Annotated in this window: 16 protein-coding genes; all 16 read right to left on the bottom strand. The window is 69.1% G+C overall.

The annotated features are described in order from the left end of the window. Positions 1-28 precede the first annotated feature (28 nt). Positions 29-1,127 (bottom strand): peptide chain release factor 2 gene (gene prfB / locus VGV06_02195; GenBank protein HEV2053966.1). Its coding sequence is split into 2 segments (ribosomal slippage): positions 29-1,057 and positions 1,059-1,127, totalling 1,098 coding nucleotides; the frame shifts between segments, so codons are not numbered across the junction. Next, positions 1,121-2,638, bottom strand: a complete 1,518-nt coding sequence (gene lnt, locus VGV06_02190; protein HEV2053965.1) for an apolipoprotein N-acyltransferase — start codon at positions 2,636-2,638, stop codon at positions 1,121-1,123. The genes prfB and lnt overlap by 7 nt, the downstream gene beginning before the upstream one ends. 49 nt (positions 2,639-2,687) lie before the next feature. Further along, complete coding sequence (locus VGV06_02185) at positions 2,688-3,434, bottom strand: metallophosphoesterase family protein (GenBank protein ID HEV2053964.1); 747 nt, start codon at positions 3,432-3,434, stop codon at positions 2,688-2,690. 7 nt (positions 3,435-3,441) lie between these two features. Further along, positions 3,442-3,861 (bottom strand): transcription antitermination factor NusB, encoded by a 420-nt coding sequence (gene nusB, locus VGV06_02180; protein ID HEV2053963.1) that lies wholly within the window; start codon positions 3,859-3,861, stop codon positions 3,442-3,444. Further along, on the bottom strand, positions 3,858-4,298 hold the full coding sequence (ribH, locus tag VGV06_02175; GenBank protein HEV2053962.1) for a 6,7-dimethyl-8-ribityllumazine synthase: 441 nt from the start codon (positions 4,296-4,298) through the stop codon (positions 3,858-3,860). Before ribH ends, nusB begins: the two co-directional genes overlap by 4 nt. An 85-nt stretch (positions 4,299-4,383) precedes the next feature. Beyond that, positions 4,384-5,610, bottom strand: a complete 1,227-nt coding sequence (locus VGV06_02170) for a bifunctional 3,4-dihydroxy-2-butanone-4-phosphate synthase/GTP cyclohydrolase II (GenBank protein HEV2053961.1) — start codon at positions 5,608-5,610, stop codon at positions 4,384-4,386. Beyond that, positions 5,607-6,200 carry a riboflavin synthase gene (locus tag VGV06_02165; GenBank protein ID HEV2053960.1) on the bottom strand — a complete coding sequence of 198 codons (594 nt, stop codon included), beginning with the start codon at positions 6,198-6,200 and terminating at the stop codon, positions 5,607-5,609. The genes VGV06_02170 and VGV06_02165 overlap by 4 nt, the downstream gene beginning before the upstream one ends. A gap of 1 nt (position 6,201) precedes the next feature. Then, entirely contained in the window at positions 6,202-7,335 is a 1,134-nt protein-coding gene (gene ribD, locus VGV06_02160; protein HEV2053959.1) for a bifunctional diaminohydroxyphosphoribosylaminopyrimidine deaminase/5-amino-6-(5-phosphoribosylamino)uracil reductase RibD, read from the bottom strand. After that, positions 7,332-8,255, bottom strand: a complete 924-nt coding sequence (gene ftsY, locus VGV06_02155) for a signal recognition particle-docking protein FtsY (GenBank protein ID HEV2053958.1) — start codon at positions 8,253-8,255, stop codon at positions 7,332-7,334. Before ftsY ends, ribD begins: the two co-directional genes overlap by 4 nt. Next, positions 8,255-9,025: a RodZ domain-containing protein gene (locus tag VGV06_02150; GenBank protein ID HEV2053957.1), complete on the bottom strand. Its 771-nt coding sequence runs from the start codon at positions 9,023-9,025 to the stop codon at positions 8,255-8,257. Before VGV06_02150 ends, ftsY begins: the two co-directional genes overlap by 1 nt. A 57-nt stretch (positions 9,026-9,082) precedes the next feature. Beyond that, positions 9,083-12,649 carry a chromosome segregation protein SMC gene (smc, locus tag VGV06_02145; GenBank protein HEV2053956.1) on the bottom strand — a complete coding sequence of 1,189 codons (3,567 nt, stop codon included), beginning with the start codon at positions 12,647-12,649 and terminating at the stop codon, positions 9,083-9,085. Positions 12,650-12,786: 137 nt separating this feature from the next. Further along, positions 12,787-15,594 carry a preprotein translocase subunit SecA gene (gene secA, locus VGV06_02140; protein HEV2053955.1) on the bottom strand — a complete coding sequence of 936 codons (2,808 nt, stop codon included), beginning with the start codon at positions 15,592-15,594 and terminating at the stop codon, positions 12,787-12,789. A gap of 15 nt (positions 15,595-15,609) precedes the next feature. Then, a complete protein-coding gene (gene recN / locus VGV06_02135; protein ID HEV2053954.1) occupies positions 15,610-17,322 on the bottom strand; it encodes a DNA repair protein RecN in 1,713 nt (570 codons plus the stop codon). A gap of 107 nt (positions 17,323-17,429) precedes the next feature. Next, positions 17,430-18,287 (bottom strand): NAD(+)/NADH kinase, encoded by an 858-nt coding sequence (locus VGV06_02130; protein HEV2053953.1) that lies wholly within the window; start codon positions 18,285-18,287, stop codon positions 17,430-17,432. Next, entirely contained in the window at positions 18,284-19,159 is an 876-nt protein-coding gene (locus tag VGV06_02125) for a TlyA family RNA methyltransferase (GenBank protein HEV2053952.1), read from the bottom strand. Before VGV06_02125 ends, VGV06_02130 begins: the two co-directional genes overlap by 4 nt. After that, positions 19,156-20,297 (bottom strand): nucleotidyltransferase (locus VGV06_02120; GenBank protein ID HEV2053951.1); only part of this gene is annotated, 1,142 nt, incomplete at its 5' end. The genes VGV06_02120 and VGV06_02125, both read right to left, overlap by 4 nt.

Raw genomic sequence — 20,297 nt, 5'->3', positions numbered from 1 at the left:
GGGTCCCTCTGGCTGCGCGGCGGCCACGCTAGCCCGACTTTCCCGAGGCGAGATACGCCTCGATGAAGGGGTCGATCTCGCCGTCCATGACGGCGTCGACCTTGCCGATCTCGACCCCGGTCCTGTGGTCCTTGATGATCTGGTAGGGGTGGAAGGTGTAGGTCCGGATCTGGCTGCCGAAGGCGACGTCCTTCTTCTCGCCCGTCAGCGCCGCCAGCTCCTCGCGCTGCTTCTTCTCGTAGACCTGGTACAGCCTCGCCTTGAGGACGCGCATCGCCGTGTCGCGGTTGCGAAGCTGGGAGCGCTCGTTCTGGCAGGCGACCACGATGCCCGTCGGCAGGTGCGTGATCCGGACGGCCGAGTCGGCGGTGTTGACTCCCTGCCCGCCCGGGCCCGAGGAGCGGTAGACGTCCACGCGGATCTCCTCGTCCTTCACGACGACCTCGACGTCTTCCACCTCGGGGATGACCGACACCGAGGCGAAGGACGTATGGCGACGCTTCGAGGCGTCGAAGGGCGAAATTCGGATGAGCCGATGCACGCCGATCTCGCTTTTCAGGTATCCGTACGCGTATTCGCCCGTGATCTCGATGGTCGCGGACTTGATGCCCGCCTCTTCGCCCGGCAGCAGATCCACGACTTCGGCCTTGAACCCCGTGCGCTCGGCCCATCTCAAGTACATGCGCATGAGCATCTGCGCCCAGTCCTGGGATTCGGTGCCGCCCGCGCCCGGATGTATCGAGAGGACGACGTTCTTCCGATCCTGGGGCCCAGAGAGCACGATCTTGACGGAGAAAGCTTCGAGATCCTTCCTGAGGGCGAAGAGCGCCTGCTCGAGACCGGCGGTCTCGCCTTCGTCCCCCGCCTCGGTCGCCATCTCCCAGAGCATGCGGAGATCCTCGGCCTGACCCGCGAGATCCTTGAAGCGTCCAACCGTCCTGGCCAGATCCGCGCGCTCCTGCACGAGCGCCTGAGCCTTGCGGCTGTCTTCCCAGAAGGCCGGGGCGGACATCTCCTGGTCGATCACTGCGATGCGCGTCTCTTTCGCCTCCAGGTCAAAGGTGCCCCCGAAGGTCCAGCACGCGCTTCCCGACCTCGGCGAGGTCGCGCTTCAGGTCGCCTAACATGTCGCCGAAGGCTTCCTGCCTAGCGCCGCAGGCTTCCTGATGGCCGCGGCGGCCCACGCCGCGGCGGACAACCCAAGGCACAGGTAGACGAGCCAGTCACCGAACCGCGTGTACAGGGTCGTTCGCGACCGGAGCGGGATCCGGGCGGAGAGGAAGCCGCGCTCCAAGAGCGGCAGCGTCCGCCCCACGCGTCCGTCCGGGCCCAGGAATCCCGAGATGCCCGTGTTTGCCGCCCGGGCAATGGCCACTCGGTTCTCGACAGCGCGGAGCGCAAGCATGCCCAGGTGCTGCCAAGGGCCGCTCGTCCGTCCGAACCACGCATCGTTGGTGATGTTGGCCATGAAGCTCGCGCCTCCAACCACGAAGCCCCTGAACAGACCGGGGAAAATCACCTCGTAACAGATCACGGTGCCGAATGGCGCCCCGGGCAGCGGGAACACCGTCTGGCGGCTGCCGGCCGCGAAATCAGAGATGAACTCCGCCCACTGTCTGACAAAGCCGAAGATCCCGGCAAGGGGTACATACTCGCCGAACGGTACGAGGTGAATCTTATCATACTTGGCCGTAATCCCCTGATCTCCCAGTAGAAAAGCGCTGTTCAGAAACTGATCCCGTGGGCCCGTCAGCTGGTCGATGGAGCCGACCAGCACCGGCACTTCAATCTCCCGGGACAGCGCCACGAGCCTTTTGAGCAGGGCGGGATCGCCGCGAAGGAAGATAGGCGCGGCGGTCTCCGGCCAGAGGATGACGGCCGGTTTCGTCATGGCTGCCTGGCGCGTCAGGCTCTCGTAGAGGTCGAGAGTCTGTGCCTGGTACGCGGGGTCCCACTTCTGGCTCTGCTCGACGGAGGGTTGGATCACGGCGATCTCGACGAAGCGCAGCGCGCGGTCGGCAGCAGGGCCGAACTCGTGCGAGAGAGTCCACCAGCCGAAGGCAAGCGAACCCATCAGCAGGAGGGCGACCGACGCGAGGCCCGGAGCCGCCCGACGCCTGCCGAGAACACAGAGCCCCGCGATGGCGGCGTTCACGGCTACGAGAAGCATCGACACGAGGTAGACACCGCCGATCTCGGCGATCTGAATCACCGGGAGCGCCAGGTGCTGAGAGTAGCCCAGCAGGCCCCACGGAAACCCGCCCATGAGCCAGTCGCGGATCCACTCTCCCGCCACCCAGAGCGCGGGCGCCACTGCGAGCGCCCAGCCGTCGCCGAGACGGCCGCGCAGGCGCCCGATGGCGGCGCACACGAGCCCCGTATACAGACCGCAGTAGGCCGCCAGCGCGAGGATCGGAAGCCACGTCACCGGCCACGGGATGGCGCTGTAGTTCTGGAAGGTGTGGTCGAGCCAGCGAAGGAGCACGACAAAGAATGCCGTGCCGGCCAGCCATCCGTCGGCGAGGGCCTCTCTGGGCGAACGCTCGAGAGCGCAGAGAAAGGCGGGCACCAGCCAGACCCAGGCCAGCATCGACCAGTCCGTCGTCGGGAATGCCAGGGCCCCGGCGACCCCCGACAACGTGAGGACAGCCCTGCGTGTCGCCGTGCGGCCGGGGAGAGGCAGCGGGCTACACCCCGTGCGCGAGGCGATCGGCCAGCGCGCGCGGGAGCCCGGCTCGGAGGATCTTGGCCGCCGCCGTCTTGTGATCGTACATCACGCGCCGAAGCGTGACGCTTCGCTCGTCCTCGTCCCATAGGACGTACGCGGCCCGCGGATCGCGGTCGCGGGGCTGCCCGACACTGCCTACGTTGATGATGTACCGCCGCCCGTCGTGGAAGGGGATGCGGCGATCATGGAAGGCCGGGCCGGCCAAGTCCTCGTACTCCGGCCCGCTCGAGCCCAGCGACCAGACGCCCGGTCGATGCGAGTGCCCGACGAAGCACAGACGCGTCGCGAAGTCGCCGAACGCCTGGAACCCGTCCTCCGCCGAGAGGAGATAGTCCCACTCCTCCGGGCGCCGCGGGCTCGCGTGGACGCAGGTCGCCTCGCCGAGCGTCGATGCGAGGGGGAGCGCGGAGAGAAAACTCTGGTGGTCCGCGCCCAGGCGGTCGCGAGTCCAGAGCGCCGCCGCACGTGCTGCTGCGTTGAACCAGCGGACGTCCAGCAAGCCCAACGCGCCGTGCTCGTGGTTGCCCGCGACCATCCGCGTGGAGCGCTCGCCCAACAGCTCGATGCAGGGAGCGGGATCAGCGCCGTACCCGACCGCGTCTCCCAGGCACAGAATTCCGAGGGCTCCCTCGGAAGCCGCGTCGGCCAGCACGGCCGACAGAGCTTCCAGGTTGCCGTGCACGTCGGAGAGGACCGCGTATCGCACGCAGGCCTCAGCCGGAGGGCCGCAGCTCTTTGTGGACGCGGTCGAGGATCCCGTTGATGAAGCGGCTCGACTCCTGCGTGCTGAACTTCTTGGCCACCTCGAGCGCCTCGTTGATTGCGACTTTCGGAGGCACGTCGCCGGCCCACAGGATCTCGAAGATGCCCTCGCGGAGGATGTTCCGGTCCACCACCGCCATCCGCTCGAGCTCCCAGTGTTGCGCGTACTGGGAGATCAGCTCGTCGATCTTCGCCTCGTGGAGCTTGGTCCCGCGCACCAGGGCTTCGGCAAACTCGCGCACCTCGACGTCCACGGGGTGGCGCGTCCAGAACTCGTCGAGGTGGGGCCCTGGCGAGCCCTCGCCCTGGACATCGAGTTGGTAGAGCAGTTGCAACGCCAGCTCGCGGGCCTTGCGGCGCTTGCCCATCAGCGCCGGCGCGGGCGAGCGCGGCCGGCCTTGAGCCCCCGCATCCAGCCCGCCATCTCGAGCGCCGCCCGTGCCGCCTCCTCGCCGCGGTGGCCGACGGCGCCTCCGGCGCGCTCCCACGCCTGCGCTTCCGTCAGCGCGGTGATCACACCGAAGCTCACCGGCACCCCGGTCTCGAGCGCGACCCTCGACAGCCCGTGGGCGGCCTCGCCCGCGATGTAATCGAAGTGCGGGGTCTCGCCCCGGATCACCACACCGACGCAGACGATGCCGGCATACCAGCCCGTCCGCGCGAGCGCCATGGCCGCCTGCGGAAGCTCGAACGCGCCGGGCACCCAGTGGACCTCGACGCATTCGCCGGCCACGCCGCCGGCCTCGAGCGCGCAGACGGCTCCGTCGGCGAGCTTCTTCGAGATCGACTCGTTGAATCGCGCCGCCACGACGGCGAAGCGACCCGTGGGCGCTCGGCGGGCGCCGTGCCTGGATGTTTTGTTCGGGTTCCTCTCGGGGGCGGCTCCGGCCATCTCAATCAGGCAGCGAAGAGAAGAGGTGGCCCATCTTCTCGCGCTTGGTCATCAGGTAGCGCTTGTTGCTCTCGGTGGGCGGAATCTCGATCGGCACGCGCTCGACCACCTGCAGCCCGTAGCCCTCGATCCCGACGATCTTCTTCGGGTTGTTCGTGAGGATGCGCAGGCGTTTCGCGCCGAGATCGACGAGGATCTGCGCGCCGATGCCGTAGTGGCGCAAGTCGGCCTGGAAGCCCAAGACGTGGTTGGCCTCGACGGTGTCCTTACCCTGGTCCTGGAGCTCGTACGCGCGCAGCTTGTTCAAGAGCCCGATCCCCCGCCCCTCCTGACGCATGTACAGGAGGATGCCGCGCCCTTCGCGCTCGATGATGGCCAAGGCCTTGTGCAGCTGCGAGCCGCAGTCGCAGCGGCGCGAGCCGAACACGTCGGCCGTCAGGCACTCCGAGTGGACACGCACCAGCACGGGGTCGTCGCTGCACACGTCGCCCATGACGAGGGCCAGCGGGAGGCGGTCGTCCACCGTGGTCTCGTAGGCGATGCAGGTGAAATCTCCGTACTCGGTCGGCAGCTGCGTGGTTGCCGCCCGCCGCACGAGCTTCTCCTTCTGGATGCGGTACTCGATGAGGTCCTTGATCGTGATGCACTTGAGCCCGTGGCGTTTCGCCAGGAAGAGCAGGTCCTGCACCCGCGCCATGCCGCCCTCGTCGTTGAGCACCTCGCAGATGACGCCGGCCGGTGCGCTGCCGGCAAGCCGCGCCAGGTCGATGGCCGCCTCCGTGTGCCCCGCCCGCCGCAGGACCCCGCCCGGCATAGCCCGAAGCGGGAAGATGTGCCCGGGGCGCGTCAGATCGTCGGGGCGCGACAGGGGATTGACGAGCGTGCGGATGGTGACCGCGCGATCGTACGCCGAGATGCCGGTGGTGACACCGCGCCGCGCGTCCACGCTCACCGTAAAGGCGGTCCCCAGCGGCGCGGTGTTGTCGTTGACCATCATGGGGATCTGCAGCTCCTCGAGCCGCTCGCCCAGCATGGGCATGCACATGAGGCCCCGCCCGTGCACGATCATGAAGTTGACGGCCTCGGGCGTGGCCTTGTCGGCCGCCATGAGGAAGTCGCCTTCGTTCTCCCGGTCCTCGTCGTCGACCACCACGATGATCCGCCCGGCGCGGATGTCTCCCACCGCCTCCTCGATGCTCGCGAACTCCCGCCTACTCTCGGTCGTCACCGTCGCTCCTCTCTCAAGCTCAGGGCGCGCAGCACGTACTTCCCGATTACGTCCATTTCCAGGTTGACCCGCCGGCCAGCCTTCAGCCCGCCCAGCGTCGTCCGCTCCAGTGTATGCGGGATCACCATGATCTCGAAAGCCTTCGCCCCCAGGACCGCGACAGTTAGGCTGACCCCGTCCACCGCAACCGAGCCCTTCGGGATCAGAAGCGGGCCCAGCCCCGGGTCCTGCCATTCTATTCTGAGCCGCGCCGTCTCTCCCTCCCTCTCCACCGCCTCGATGACCCCGACGCCGTCCACGTGTCCAAGGACCAGGTGCCCCCCTACGAAGCCGTCGAGCCGCATGGGGCGCTCGAGGTTGACCTCGTCTCCGGGCGAGAGATCCCCGAGGGCGCTCCGGGCGAGGGTCTCGGGCCCGACGTCGAAGCCGACGGAGTCGGCACCCAGCTCCACGGCCGTCAGACAGACGCCGCTCACCGCGAGGCTCGAGCCCACCTGCGTGGCGTCGAGCGTCGCGCCCGCGCTGACCACCAGCCGGGCGCCGGTGCGGCGCAGCACCCGGCCCGTCTCTTCGACGATGCCCGTGAACATATCAGGCCTTGACGCCCTGGTGCACGACATCCGCCTCCATCATCCAGTCCGTCCCGATAGGACGGACACAGATTCCCTCGAGCCGAATCGCCTCCGGCAGGAGCAGGCCGGTGCCCTCGAGAGCCCTGGGCGCAGACGCGCCCCCGAGGAGCTTGGGAGCCGTGAAGGCGACGACGCGGTCCACGAGCCCCGCCTCGAGGAAGGCCCAGGCAAGCGTGCCGCCCCCCTCCACGAGGATCCCGCCTACGTCGAGGGCACCGAGCCGAGATACGAGGTCGCGCACGTCAACATGACCCTCGTGCGACTTGCACCTGAGCACCGTGACCCCTCGCGTCTCGAGGTTGCCGAGGCGCTCCGGGTCGGCGGCGTCCGTGATTGCCACGAGCGCGCGCTCGGGCTTGCCCGCTCCGATGAGACGTGCCGACACCGGGAGACGCGCTCGGCTGTCGACGACGACCCGAAAGGGCTCGCGTGGCCAGGGATGACCCAGCCGCACGTCGAGACCGGGATCGTCGACCAGGGCTGTCCCTATCCCGACGACGATGGCATCCGCTCGGCTCCTCATGCGGTGCGCCTCGAGCCGCGCCTCGGGTCCGGTGATCCAGCGGGACGCTCGCCGAGCGTCGGCGGTCGCGCCGTCCAGCGTCGCGGCCCACTTGAGGGTGGCGTGAGGCCGGCCGCGCCGAGCCGCGATGATAAAGACGCGGTTGAGGGCTATCGCCTCATCCTCGCGGCAGCCGACCGTCACCTCGACGCCGGCCCGGGACAGCGCGGCGGCTCCACCGCCCGATACCCGGGGATTGGGATCGCGCGTTGCCACGACGACCCGCTTGACACCGGAAACCCTGATCGCCTCCACGCACGGCGGCGTCCGGCCCGTGTGGTTGCAGGGCTCCAGCGTGACGTAGAGCGTCGCGCCGCGGGCCGCTGCGCCCGCCTGTCCGAGCGCCTCCGTCTCTGCGTGGGCTGCGCCCGCTCGGGCGTGGAAGCCCTCCCCGACGGCGCGGTCCGCCGCCACGAGCACGGCGCCCACGACGGGATTGGGAGAGGTCATGCCCACGCCGCGCCCGGCGAGCTCAAGAGCGCGCCCCATCCAACGGAAGTCTTCGGGTCTGAGCGCGGCGTCCGTCTTCATGGGGAGATCAGGCTGTCCACGAACGCCTTCGGATCGAAGGGCTGGAGGTCCTCCACCTGTTCCCCTACTCCTATGAGTTTTATTGGCACCCCCAGCTCGCGGTAGATGCGCACCACGATGCCGCCCTTGGCCGTGCCGTCGAGCTTCGTCAGCACGAGCCCCGTCAGCCCTACCGCCTCGTGGAAGAGCCTGGCCTGAGCCAAGGCGTTCTGCCCGGTCGAAGCCTCCAGCACCATCAGGCACTCGTGCGGCGCCCCCGGCAGCTGCCGGGCTACGACCTTTTTGAGCTTGGCGAGCTCGTCCATCAGGTTCGATTTCGTATGGAGGCGGCCGGCGGTGTCCACGAGGAGCACGTCCACGCCGCGGGCCGCCGCGGCCTTCACGGCGTCGAAGACTACGGCCGCTGGGTCGGCGCCCGCGCCCTGACGGATGACCTCCGCGCCCGCCCGGCGCCCCCACTCCTCGAGCTGCTCCACCGCCGCCGCTCTGAAGGTATCGGCTGCCGCAAGCAGGACGCTCTTGCCCGACGCGCGGAGCGTCGCCGCAAGCTTGCCCGTGCTTGTGGTCTTGCCCGCGCCGTTGACCCCCAGCATCAGGATGACGCTCGGCGCTCCGTCCACGTTGAGCGGCGCTGCCGCGCCCGCCAGGGCCTCCTCGAGAAACCTTCGCAGGAGCGCGCGCACGTCCTGTCCCGACAGCGCCCCCGTGCGCTTGGCCTCGGCCCGCACGCGCGACACGAACTCGGCCGCCTCACGGACCCCGAGGTCGGAGGCGACCAGCACCTCCTCGAGCTTCTCAAGCATGACCTCGTCGACAACCCTGCCCGCCGAGAGCAGGCCGTCGAGCCCCTGGTTCAGCGTCAGGCGCGAGCGCTCAAGCCCCTGCTTCAGGCGATCGGCCAAGGCGCCGAGGAAGCCCACTACGATCCCGCCCGCTGGGCTTCCGCCGGCAGCACCAGTCTCTGGATGACCGCGCCCCTGGCTCCCAGCGCCGGAATCCGTCGCCCGTTGAGGTCGACCTCGAGGCCGCCCGCATTGCCCACGGTGAGGACGAACCTTCGCGCGGCTGTCCATTCGCGGACCGCGCCCGCCTGCAAAAGCTCCTTCGTCACCTGCCCCTCATCCACCTGCACCCGTATCCACGTCGGCTCCACGGCGCGAATCAGGAGCCGTTGCCCTGCGGGCCTTGGCTCCCCCGCCGGAACGGGCGCCGGCTGTACGCGCACGGCGGTCGAGGATGTGGCGGGGGCGGGCGTCGACGAGGCTACGCTCTCGGGGTTGCCCCGCGCAGGCCCCGACACGGCCGGCGCCGGGCGCGGGGAGCTCTTGAGCCCCATTCGAAGCGCGAACAGGCTCGCGCCGAGTGCGATGAAGAGGACGAGGCTGACCATGAGCGGCCCGACGCGGCGGGACGGCTTCGTCAGCGTGGCGCTCTGGACTCGCTCCGGCTTCACGGTCTTCCCGGCGGCCTCGCGGTACAGCCCCAGCGCCTCGTCAGGTGAGGCGTCGAGGAACTCGCAGTATGCCCGGATGAAGCCTTTGACGAAGACCGGCGAAGGCAGCTCATCCAACCTGTCGGACTCGAGGGCTTCGAGGTGCCCTCGCCCGACCCGAGTGGAGCGCGCGATGTTGTCGAGCGACACACCCTTGGCCTCGCGAAGCTCGCGCAGACGAATTCCCAGAGAGCTCATGACACCTCCAGGGCAGTCTACGCCCTGGGCGGCCAAAGAGTCAAAGCGGGGGCGGAGTTAGGCTTCGGTCAGCTTGACGGAAACGAGGCGGGAGAGCCCTGGCTCCTGCATGGTGACGCCGTAGAGCACGTCGGCGGCTTCCATGGTCTTGCGATTGTGCGTGATGACGATGAACTGGGTCTGGGAGCAGAGCTCCCGCAACACCCTGATGAACCGGTGGATGTTGGCGTCGTCGAGCGGGGCGTCCACCTCGTCGAGCACGCAGAATGGGCTCGGCCGGTAGTAGAAGATCGCGAACAGGAGGGCGAGGCCGGTGAGCGCCCGCTCCCCGCCCGACATCAGAGTCACCGCCTGGAGCCGCTTGCCGCGCGGCTGGGCCATGAGCTCGACGCCCAGCTCCAGCGGGTCATCCTCGCCTTCCTCCGGCGGCACCATGCGCAACTCGGCCCGTCCGCCTTCGAATAGCCGCTGGAAGATCTCACCGAAATGCCGGTTGATCTCCTCGAAGGCCTCCTGGAAGCGCTCCTGCGCCGTCCGCGTCATGCCGCGGAGCGCCCGATCGAGATCCTTCATGGACTGCACCAGGTCGTCGTGCTGGCTTCGAAGGAACTCGAGCCGCTCCTGGAGCTCCCGGTACTCGTCGTCCGCCACGAGGTTGACGGGCCCCATCCCTTCGAGCTTGGCGCCGAGATCCTCGTAGCGGATCTTACCGGCTTCGATGTCCCGAGTCGGATCGTGAGCGGCGAGCAGCGTCTCCGCCCCGTCGACGGCGTGGCGGCGCCCGGCCTCCTGGAGAAGCTCCTCCCGGCGGACGCGCCCTTCCGTCTCCTTCAGGTCCAGCTCGTGAATCCGCGAGACCAAGCCGTCGAGCCGCCGCTGCGCCTCGCGGAGCTCGTTCTCCGTCGTCTGCCTCAGGTCGAGCCGTCGCCCGTGCTCCTCCGCGAGCACGGCGACATCCCGCTCCTTGCGGTCGCGCTCCGCCCCGACTTCGCGCGCACGCTCGTCTGTCCGGCCCTGCTCCCGCGTCAGGTCCTGGCGCCGGTCGAGAATCTGGGCGCGCCGGCTCCCGGCTTCCTCGAGACGCGCCCCAAACTCGAGCTCAAGCTCGCTCAGACTGTCGATCTCGCGTCCGAGCGCCTCGACGCGCTCGAGAACGGTGGCGAGGTCGACACGACAGGACGTCGCGGCGACCACGATGGACGCCTCGCCGGCCTGGTCGGCCTCGAGGCTCTGCCGCAGCGCCGTCATCTCCCGCTCGATGGCTGTCTCGCGGGCCGCCACCTCAGCCAGCCGCCCTTCCAGCGCCTCGATCTCGCGCGCCGCCGTCGACGCCTCGCCCGAGAGCTGGCGTCCCTCGGCCTGGAGTGTTTCGAGATGGCGCAGCACTCGCTCGGCTTCGCGGCGCGCGGCCTCGATATCCTTCTCGCCGCTCAGCCGGGCCGTCTCCTGAGCGTGGACGGAGACCTGCAAGACCTCCTGGCGGCCCCGCAGCGATTCGACCTCACGGTCCAGCGCATGGAACCGCCGCTGGGCCTCCTCCGCCTGGAGGGCGAGCTCGCCCAACTCCTCCGACAGCTGGCGCAGCGCTCGCTTCCTTCCGAGAAGGGAATGGTCATTGGCCTGCCGTTCGTTGTGTCGACGACCGCCCGTCAGCGCCCCGGTCGGGGCCAGCACCTCGCCGGCCCGCGTGACATACGTCGCCACGGCTCCGTCGCGCCGCCACAGGGCCTCGGCCAGGTCGAGGTGCCCGACGACTCCGACGCCCCCAAGCAGGTGTCGGACCAGCTCGGGCCGCGGCCCGCCGACCAGGCGATCCGCCCAGGTGACGTCCTTGTCGTCGCTGCGCCCTTCGCCGGCGCTGCGTGCGGGAGCGAGCGTCTCGAGGGCGAGGAGCGTCGCCGCGCCCGCGCCTTCGCGCTCGAGATAGGTCAGCGCCGCCCGCGCATGCTCGAAGCGCTCGACAATCACCCACTGGAGGCGGTCGCCGAGCACCGCCTCAACCGCCGGCTCGAGACCCGGCGGGACCTCGAGCAGGTCCGCGACCGTGCCCACCACGCCGGCCACGGACGAAGCCGCCTGCGGTGAGAACAGCGAGCGCACCCCGGCGCCGTAGCCTTCGCGCTCGCGCTCGAGCCGACCCAGCGCCTCGCGGGCGGACTCCTTCGCGGCGATGGTCACCCGGAGCGCCGCCAGCGACTCCTGCGCCTGAACGCGCATGACTCCCTGCCGGACGAGCTCCTGCTCGACCTGCTCCCTCTCCCCCGTCAGCAGGGAGAGCTGGACACCTGTCTGCTCGAAGCTCCGCTCCAGGTGACGCCGCGCCGCCGCCAGCGCGTCGGCCTCGCCCCGAGCCGACGTCGTCTCCGCTTCAAGCCGCTCGCGCCGACGCTCGAGCTGGGCGCCGCGCTCCCGCAGCTCGCCCGCGGAACGCGTCAGCTCGGCGCGGTCCCCGGCTACGCGGATCTGCTCGAGGCGCAGCGCCTCGACGGCCTCCCGGCGCCTGCCAAGCTCGGCCCGCCGCATCTCCAGATCGGCTTCGAGCTCCTTGACCTGCCGGTCCAGCCCGGCGAAGCGCTGCCGCGCCTCGCCCAGGGCTCGGATCACGTCCTCGCGCTTGAGGCCGACTTCGGCTCGGCGCTCGGCGAGAGAGCGGATCTCCTCGCCGAGCCGCAGCTCCTCCTCCCCCATCTCACGGATCTGCGCGCCCATCTGCTCGCGCCGCTCGAGCAGGCGCTCGACCTCGCCCTGGAACTTCTGCGCAGACTGCCTGAGATCCGCCAGCCGGTACTCGCTCTCCTGTATCGCAGCGCGCAGCGTCGCCTCGCGGGCCTCGATCTGGGCGATGGCCACCCGCCGCTCGTCTTCCTCCCGGCGGAGCCTGGCGCCCTCCTGGACCAGCGCCCCATGCGCAGCCGTCAGCCCGGCGTAGTCGGCCGCCAGCATGGCCAGGTCGAGGGCCTGCCTCTCCTGATGGAGCACCTTGTACTGCTGGGCCTTCTTCGCTTGGCGCTCGAGGGAGCTGACCTGTCGCTTGACCTCGTCCATGACGTCGCGGACGCGCTGCAGGTTCTGGCGGGTGGCGTCGAGCTTGCCCTGGGTCTCGGCCCGCTGCTGCTTGTAGCGCGCGACGCCGGCCGCTTCCTCGATAAAGATGCGCCGCTCCCAGGGCTTGGCCGTCAGGACGTGGTTGAGCCGGTCCTGATCCATGAGAGCGTAGGCCTTGGGGTTGACGCCGGTTCCCGCGAAGAGGTCCTGGATGTCCCGGAGGCGGCAGACACCCTTGTTGAGAAGGTACTCGCTCTCGCCGGTTCGGTAGAGTCGGCGGGCCACGCCGACTTCGCTCCACGGCACGTTGAGCCCGCCGTCGTTGTTGAAGACGAGGCCGACTTCGGCCAGCCCCACGGCCTTGCGCGAGGAGGAGCCGTGGAAGATCACATCCTCCATCTTATGACCGCGCAGGATCTTCGGGCTCTGCTCGCCGAGCGCCCACCTCACTGCGTCGGCGACGTTGGACTTTCCGCAGCCGTTTGGGCCGACGATGCACGTCACACCGGGAAAGACCGGGACCTCCGTCTTCTCGGCGAAGGACTTGAAGCCCTGTATGACGATCTGTTCGAGGCGCATACGGTTGCCGGACTCCGGCACTCACAGATAACACGGCCAGGGTCGGACGCACAAGGGAAAACCCCATATGAAGGGGGTTGAGGACCACCGGAGCACTAGATGCGGGGCTCCCGGAGCAGGCTACTCGTCGGAGCAGGTCACACACCTTTGAGAAGGCAGCACTTTTTGTATTTCTTGCCCGACCCGCAAGGACACGGCTCGTTGCGCCCGACCTTTGCCCCGGCCAGCATGCGGGGCTCACTGGGCGCGGCTTCCCCGTTGGTGCCGTGGATCTCGCGCCACCTGGGCTCCCGGACTGCGGCCGGCGCCGGGCCGGGCATGGGGGCAAGATCCGCGCTGCCGATCCGGACTTTAAAGAGCTGCTCGAGCACGACCTCCTTCAGGTGGTCCATCATCTCCTGGAACATGTCGAAGGCTTCCTTCTTGTACTCGGTCAGCGGGTCACGCTGGCCGTAGCCGCGAAGCCCGATGCCCTCCTTCAAGTGATCCATGTTCAGCAGATGGTCCTTCCACAGCTGGTCGATCCCGCGAAACTCGCCGTCCTCCCAGCGCAGTCCCAGCAGGATCCAGCGCTCGAGCCGGTGCAAGAGCTCAGGCCCCACCTGCTGCTCGCGCTCCCGGTACAGCGCCTCCACGGCCTCCTGGACTGCCGCATTGAGAGCCTCGGCCGACCCGGCTTCCACCGCGCCCTCGGTCTTCTCGCCGCCCAGGCGCAGGTCGAACTGGCGGTAGAGCGCTTCGTTGAGACCGGGTAGGTCCCAGTCGTCAACATGGACGTCGCGGGCCGCGAACCGCTCGGTGATGCCTTCCGCGACCTCCCCCGTCCACTCGAGGATCCGGTCCTCCTGGCTCTCGCCCTCGAGGATGTCGCGGCGGAGGCCGTAGACGATCTCTCGCTGCTTGTTCATCACGTCGTCGTACTCGAGGAGATGCTTGCGGATCTCGAAGTTGCGCGTCTCGACGCGCTTCTGAGCGGTGCCGATGGCCCGCGTGACGAGCTTGTGCTCGATGGGCTCGCCTTCCTCCATCCCCAGCCGCTCCATGATGCGCTGGATGCGCTCGGAGCCGAAGATCCGGAGCAGGTCATCCTCGAGGGACAGGTAGAAGCGCGAGGAGCCCGGGTCGCCCTGCCGCCCCGATCGGCCCCGCAGCTGGTTGTCGATTCGCCGGGACTCGTGACGCTCCGTACCGATGATGTGGAGCCCCCCGAGCTTCACGACGCGCTCATGCTCGGGCTGCGTGACCTTGTTGGCTTCTTCCCAGGCGGTCTGGCGGGCCTCAGGCAGCGCCAGCGCCGGGTCGAGTCCCTTCTTCCTCAGGAGCTCCTTGGCCAGGAAGTCCGGGTTGCCGCCCAGCAGGATGTCGGTGCCCCGTCCCGCCATGTTCGTGGCGATCGTGACGGACTTCTCGCGGCCGGCCTGCGCGATGATCTCGGCTTCCCGCTCGTGGTACTTGGCGTTGAGGACCTGGTGCGGGATGCCGCGCTTCTTCAAGAGCCGCGAGAGGTGCTCGGACTTCTCGATGGAGACCGTGCCGACGAGCGCGGGCTGGCCCTTCTCGTGGCACGCGGCGATCTCCGCGCTGACCGCGTCGAACTTCTCCCGCTCCGTCTTGTAGACCACGTCCGGGTAGTTGACGCGGGACATAGGCCGGTTGGTCGGAACGACCGTGACGTCGAGCTTGTATATCTTGGCGAACTCGTCGGCCTCCGTCGCCGCCGTCCCGGTCATCCCTGCGAGCTTCTCGTACATCCTGAAGTAGTTCTGGAGCGTAATGGTGGCAAGGGTCTGATTTTCTGACTCGATCTTGACGCCTTCCTTGGCCTCGACCGCCTGGTGGAGGCCGTCCGACCAGCGGCGTCCGGGCATCAGCCGCCCGGTGAACTCGTCCACGATGATGACCTGCCCGTCCTTGACCACGTAGTCCACGTCCTTCTTGAAGAGGGCATGAGCCTTGAGCGCCTGACTGATGTGGTGGAGCGCGTCCATCTGCGAGGGGTCGTAGAGGTCGTCGACGTTCAGGAGCCTCTCGCAGTGCGAGATGCCCTGCTCGGTCAGCGACACCGCCCGCGACTTCTCGTCCACGATGTAGTCGCCCGGCGCCTGCGCCTCGATCTCGGAGAGCTTGCCCTCCACGATCGTCGCCGCGCGCGTGAGCTTCGGGATGATTCGGTCGATCTTGTAGTAGCGGTCGGTCGAGCCCTCGGCCGGGCCCGAGATGATGAGCGGGGTCCGGGCCTCATCGATCAGGATGGAGTCGACCTCGTCGACGATGGCGTAGTGGTGCTCGCGCTGGACCATGTCTTCGAGGCCGAAGCGCATGTTGTCGCGGAGGTAGTCGAAGCCGAACTCGTTGTTGGTGCCGTAGGTGATGTCGGCGTGGTATGCCTCGCGGCGCGTGCAGGGCCTGAGTCCCGCCAGCCGGATGTCGGGTGACACGTGTGCCGGGTCGAAGAGGTACGACACCTCGTGCTGGATCACACCCAGGCCGAGCCCGAGCGCGTGGTAGATGGGGCCCATCCACTGCGCATCGCGGCGCGCGAGGTAGTCGTTGACGGTCACGATGTGCGTGCCAAGCCCCGGCAGCGCGTTCAGATAGGCCGGCAGCGTCGCGACGAGCGTCTTGCCTTCACCGGTCGCCATCTCCGCGATCGTGCCCTGGTGCAGCACCATCCCGCCCATGAGCTGGACGTCGAAGTGCCGCATCCGGACCGTCCGCCGCGCGGCTTCGCGGCACACGGCGAAGACCTCTACCAAGAGATCGTCCACCTGCGCGCCGTCGGCCAACCGCTTGCGGAATTCGTCGGTCTTGGCCCGGAGGGCGGCGTCCGGGACACGCTCGAGATCGCCGCCGAGCGCGTTGATGGCCTCGACCGCCGGACGCATGCGCTTGGCATCGCGCTCGTGCTTGGTGCCGAAGACCGCGCGAACGAGGACGTTCAGCATACGATGTATCTTACACTACCCGGCTGGTCGAGCGGCCCGGAGGAGCTCACGCGCGTGCCGCCGCGAGGCCTCGGTCACGTGCTCACCGCCCAGCATCCGCGCGACTTCTTCCACACGGCCGCCCGCATCCAGCGCAGTCACCGTCGTCCGCGTGGCAGCCTTGGCCACGCGCTTCTCCACGAGCAGGTGGTGCTCGGCATAGGCGGCGATCGGGGCGAGGTGCGTCACGCACAGCACCTGGCGCCCCGCGGCGGTCTGACGGAGCTTCTGTCCCACCGCGTCGGCGACGCGCCCGCCTATGCCGGCGTCCACCTCGTCGAAGACCATGCTCGGCACATCCTCGGCCGCCGCGAGGATGGTCTTGATCGCGAGCATGGTCCGCGACAGCTCGCCGCCCGAGACGACCTTCGCCAGCGGCTTCAGCTCCTCTCCAGGGTTGGCCGACAGAAGGAATTCGACCGTCTCCGCCCCCCGGACACCGAGGCGCCAGCCGCCCGGCCCGCTCGAGAGGTCTCCCTCCCCAGCCACCTCGCGCTTCAATGGCGAGCGGAAACGCGCGTGCTCCATGCCGAGGGAGCGCAGCTCGCGTTGGATCAGCCGCTCGAGTCGCTGCGCCGCTTCCACCCTGGCCTCCGACAGGACCGCCGCCGCCCGCGCCGCGCTCGTGGCCGCCTCCGCCACCTCGCGCTCAATCTCCTCGGCGATGGCGTCGTGGCGCTCGATCCGGTCGAGCGCCCGAGCGATCTCCTCCCGGTAGGCGGCGACGGCAGCCGCGGTCTCGCCGTACTTGCGCTTGACGTTGCCTATGGCGTCGAGGCGCTCGTCGATCTGCCTCAGCCGGTCCGGATCCAAGACCGCACGGTCGCGGAGCCCGCGCGCCCGCGCTACGGCGTCCTCGACATAGGCCTGTGCCCCCTCGAGCGCCTCGATGGGCGTGGCGACGTCGGGGTCGAAGCGCGAAAGCTCCCGAAGCAACGCGGCGGCGCGGCCGATTCCCGAGCCGGCCGCCTGTGGGTCCTCGTGCAGGAGCCCCATGACTTCCTGAAGGCCGGCGAAGATCCGCTCGGCGTTCTGGAGCCGCCGGCGCTCCGCGCGGAGCTCGTCCTCCTCGCCTTCGCGGAGCTGGCCCGCGTCGATTTCGGAGATCTCCCAGCGGTAGAGCTCCTGCTTGCGGGCCCCCTCGCGAGCGTCGTCGCGGATGCGGACGAGCTCAGTCCGCGCCGTCTCCCATCGGCGCCAGAACGCGGCCAGCTTCGTCCGCGTCTCCTCGCACCCGGCGAAGCGGTCCAGCACGTCGAGCTGGCGCAGGGGCTCCATGAGCCGCTGGTGTTCGTGCTGGCCGTGGATCTCCACCAAGAGGTCGCCGAGGCGCTCGAGGAGCGCAACCGTCGCGGCCGAGTCGTTGACGAACACCCGATGCCGCCCGGATCGGGAGAGCTCCCGCTTGACGACGAGCTGGCCGTCGGGGGCGGCGTGCCCGGCCTCGTCGAGCGCCGCCGCCACCGGGCCCGTGGCGGAGATATCGAACACGGCCTCCACCGAGGCGGACTCGGCGCCCGTGCGGATGAGATCGGGCTGGGCGCGGGCGCCGCGGACCAGGAGAAGGGCGTCGATGACGATAGACTTGCCGGCCCCGGTCTCGCCGGTGAGGACGTTCAGCCCCGGCGCAAAGACGACACGCGCTTCCTCCAGGACGGCGAGGTTCCGGATGGCGAGCTCGCGGAGCATCGCGGACGCCATGCTACGACGCGGGGGACTTCGGGCTCAAGACGTATCCCCGGGGGGGCTCAAGACGTATCCCCGGGGGCACAGGCTGGCGTCACCGGCTTCCCACCTTAGCGCTCTCCCCACTTGAGCTTGGTCCGCAACACCGAGAAGAAGTGCTTCTGCGGGAAGCGGAGGAGCCGGATGCGCGCCACCGCCTGGTGGACCGCCACGACGTCGGCCTCCTTGAGTGCGAAGCCGACCTGCCCGTCGATGGTGAGCATCACGTCCTGGTCGGACTGGAGCGTCACCTCGATGCGCTGGTCAGCGGGCAGCACGATCGGACGGTTCGTGAGCGTGTGCGAGCAGATCGGCGTCAGCACGACCGCGGGCATGGTCGGGAAGACGATAGGGCCGCCCGCCGAAAGGCAATAGGCCGTGGAGCCCGTCGGTGTCGAGATGATGAGCCCGTCGGCGCGGTAGGCCGTGGCGAACTGCCCGTCCACCGACACCGCCAGGTTGATGATGCGGCTCATCGCCGACTTGGTGATCACCACGTCGTTGAGCGCGACGTACTCCGAGAGCCGCTCTCCGTGGCGCCACACCTGTGCGGCGAGCATCACGCGCTCCTCGATCACGAGCCCGCCCGCGAGAAAAGCCTCAAGAGCCGGGAAGAGCTCCTCCTTGGTCAGGGCCGTCAGAAAGCCCAAGCCGCCCAGATTCACGCCGAGTATGGGCACGCTCAGGTCGCCAACGAGCCGAGCCATGGAGAGCAGCGTGCCGTCGCCGCCCAGCACGAGCAGCAGGTCCACCTGGCCCGGCAGGTCGGGCTTTCGCGCAGTCGCCGCCTGGCTGTCCGGGCAGAGCCCCGCCGTCTCCTTCTCGAGGACCGGCTGGAGCCCTCGCTCCGCGCACCAGGCGAGCAGTCGCTCTACGACCTCACGGGCATCCGCCCGGTCGGTCTTGGCGACGACGCCGATCCGCTTCATGCGGGTTCGGCGGATTCCGCCGCTCGGGCAATGAGCGCGTCGAGGTCGGGCGCGGTGCGGCCCGCGCGCGTGAGATGGAGGAAGAACTCGCGGTTGCCCTTGGGCCCCTTGAGCGGCGACGCGGTCACGCCCCGCACGTGCCAACCGTGCAGGACGCAGAAGCGGGCGACACGGGAGACGACCGTCCGGTGGTGGGCGGCATCTCGTACCACTCCGCCCTTGCCCACCAGCCCCTTGCCGATCTCGAACTGCGGCTTGACCAGCGCCACCGCCTCCCCCTCGGGCGTCAGCACCGCGAACACGGACGGCAGGACCTTCTCGAGGGAGATGAAGGAGACGTCGAGGGTGGCGAGCCCCGGCGCGTCCGGGAACGCGTCCGCGGGCAGCTGGCGGGCATTCGTCTTTTCCATCACCACGACGCGTCCGTCGGCCCGCAGGGACGCGTCGAGCTGTCCCTGCCCCACGTCCACCGCGTACACGCGAGAGGCGCCGGCCTCGAGCAGGCAGTGCGTGAAGCCGCCCGTGGACGCGCCGACGTCGATACAGACCCGCCCCTTGGGCGAGACGGCGAAGGCGTCCAGGGCATGCACGAGCTTGTCGCCGCCCCGGCTCACGAACTTCGGCCGCGCGGTCACGCGCAGGTCTGCGCTCGGGGCGACCAGGACGCCGGGCTTGTCCACGCGCTTTCCGTCCACCGTGACGGCGCCAGCCAGGAGCAGGCGGGCCGCTTTTTCGCGGCTGTCGCACAAACCCCGGGCCACCAGCGCCACGTCGATACGCTCCTTGACCTTCGCCTGCCCGGCACCCCCAGCCCGGCTCCTCGACTCCTGCACGGCTCCGGGGTTCGGCTTCTTCATGGTCGCCTTCTTCACGCAGGCTCCTTTCTCCAACCAGTGATGCGGTCGCGGAACTCTTCCGCCAGCCGCTGGGCACGATCCCGATTGGCCGACTCGGCCACCACATGGAACGTCGCTCGGTCCGCGTCCGGAATCGCCGCCACCCAGTCATCACCCATGCTCACGCGCACACCCTCGATCAGCTCGACGCTGCCGCCCTTGGTCGCCTCGATCAGCCGCCGCATCACAGCGCCCTTCCGCTCGTCCGGGCACGGCACTTCGAGCCGCGCGACGTAAGTCTCGGGAACTTCGCGCGTAAGGGGATGCAGCCGCACGTCGAGCCGCGCCATCATCTCGAGGATCCGCACGACCGCCGACATTCCGTCGAACGCCGGGTGGAAGCTCGGGAAGATCAGCCCGCCCAGCTCTTCGCCCACCAGGGCGACGTCGGGCGCCAAAGCGGCCTCGGTCAGCGCCCGCGCGGTCCCGCGGGAGCGCGTGACCTGGAACCCGTGCTCTTCGGCCATCCGCTCGACCGCCCGCGATGCGGTGACCGGCACCACGATGCGGCCGGACGGCCGCGTGCGCATCACGAGGAGCGCGACTAAGGCCAGCGCCAGGTCGCCCGCGAGGATCTCGCCCTTCTCATCGACCAGGAACACTTTCTCGCCCCCAGTGTCGAGGAGCACCCCGAGATCGGCCCCGAGCGTGCGGACGATGTTGGACAGCTGGTGCAGCGAGCGCTGAAACTCCTCCGCGGTCTTGGAGATCTTCGTCTCGTCCAGGTAGGCGTTGAGCGAGATGACCTCGACCCCGAGCGCGCCGAGCACGGAGGGAAAGATCGACGACGCGGAGCCGAAGGCGTAGTCGAGGACCATCCGCAGGCCGGCCCGGCGGACCACGTCGCGGTCCACTGAGCCGAGCAGGCCGTCCCGGTACCTGTCCGTGCCCGCGTGGGGAAAGGACAGCGTCCCGATGCCGTCCATCGGCGCCCGCTCGAAGTCCTCCATGAAGAACAGGCGCTCCATAGCCTTTTCCTTGTCCGGCGCCACCTCGAGTCCGCGCGAGTCGAAGAACTTGATGTCAAGCAGCTGGGGATCGTAGGGGGACTTCCGCACGTGAGTACCGCCCGCCAGGCCCAGCGCGGCGACCTGGTAGCGCACAACCGGGATCG

It is taken from the genome of Candidatus Methylomirabilota bacterium (assembly GCA_035936835.1).
Classification (GTDB): Bacteria; Methylomirabilota; Methylomirabilia; order Rokubacteriales; family CSP1-6; genus AR37.
The sequence above is the reverse complement of the archived record's forward strand: the minus strand, read 5'-3'. Positions and strand labels throughout refer to the sequence as shown.